The following is a 1,604-nucleotide window of genomic DNA, read 5'->3' on the forward strand; positions in this document are numbered from 1 at the left end:
CGGACTAATACCGCATACACTTGCTTGGTTGCATGATCGGGCAAGGAAATATTTATAGCTGTAAGATAGGCATGCGTCCCATTAGCTGGTTGGTGAGGTAACGGCTCACCAAGGCAACGATGGGTAGGGGAACTGAGAGGTTTATCCCCCACACTGGTACTGAGACACGGACCAGACTCCTACGGGAGGCAGCAGTGAGGAATATTGGTCAATGGGCGAGAGCCTGAACCAGCCAAGTCGCGTGAAGGATGACTGTCCTAAGGATTGTAAACTTCTTTTATACGGGAATAACGGGCGATACGTGTATTGCTGTGAATGTACCGTAAGAATAAGCATCGGCTAACTCCGTGCCAGCAGCCGCGGTAATACGGAGGATGCGAGCGTTATCCGGATTTATTGGGTTTAAAGGGTGCGTAGGTTGTTCGGTAAGTCAGCGGTGAAAACTGAGCGCTCAACGTTCAGCGTGCCGTTGAAACTGCCGGGCTTGAGTTCAGAGGCGGCAGGCGGAATTCGTGGTGTAGCGGTGAAATGCATAGATATCACGAGGAACTCCGATTGCGAAGGCAGCTTGCCATACTGCGACTGACACTGAAGCACGAAGGCGTGGGTATCAAACAGGATTAGATACCCTGGTAGTCCACGCAGTAAACGATGATTACTAGGAGTTTGCGATATACCGTCAAGCTTCCACAGCGAAAGCGTTAAGTAATCCACCTGGGGAGTACGCCGGCAACGGTGAAACTCAAAGGAATTGACGGGGGCCCGCACAAGCGGAGGAACATGTGGTTTAATTCGATGATACGCGAGGAACCTTACCCGGGATTGAAATGTAGACGACGGATGGTGAAAGCCGTCTTCCCTTCGGGGCGTCTATGTAGGTGCTGCATGGTTGTCGTCAGCTCGTGCCGTGAGGTGTCGGCTTAAGTGCCATAACGAGCGCAACCCACATCGGTAGTTGCTAACAGGTTTAGCTGAGGACTCTACCGAGACTGCCGTCGTAAGGCGTGAGGAAGGTGTGGATGACGTCAAATCAGCACGGCCCTTACATCCGGGGCGACACACGTGTTACAATGGGAGGGACAAAGGGCAGCTACCGGGCGACCGGATGCGAATCTCGAAACCCTTCCCCAGTTCGGATCGGAGTCTGCAACTCGACTCCGTGAAGCTGGATTCGCTAGTAATCGCGCATCAGCCATGGCGCGGTGAATACGTTCCCGGGCCTTGTACACACCGCCCGTCAAGCCATGGGAGTCGGGGGTACCTGAAGGGCGTAACCGCAAGGGGCGCACTAGGGTAATACCGGTGACTGGGGCTAAGTCGTAACAAGGTAGCCGTACCGGAAGGTGCGGCTGGAACACCTCCTTTCTGGAGTTCGGACTTGAGAAGCAAGGATGGTTCTTGAGAAACGATAAGGAGATTTTTCTGAAGGTAGTAGTCTCTATGTAAGAGACTGGTATCGCCTTCGGTTTCGACTCTCGGCTTTTTTATTTTAAAAGAATCTTTACTGCACAGACTGCAATAGAAGCATCAGCTGTTCGACGTATGAATAAAACGAATATAACCTGCGGATATTCTCTGTGGCGCGCCTTGGGCGCGGCGGGGGG

1 rRNA gene is annotated in these 1,604 nt (G+C 52.7%); it reads left to right on the forward strand.

From position 1 onward, the window contains the following. Nucleotides 1-1,365, forward strand: a 16S ribosomal RNA gene (locus F452_RS0110570); the annotation flags it as partial. Nucleotides 1,366-1,604 lie beyond the last annotated feature (239 nt).

It is taken from the genome of Porphyromonas gulae DSM 15663, from assembly GCF_000378065.1.
Classification (GTDB): domain Bacteria; phylum Bacteroidota; class Bacteroidia; order Bacteroidales; family Porphyromonadaceae; genus Porphyromonas; species Porphyromonas gulae.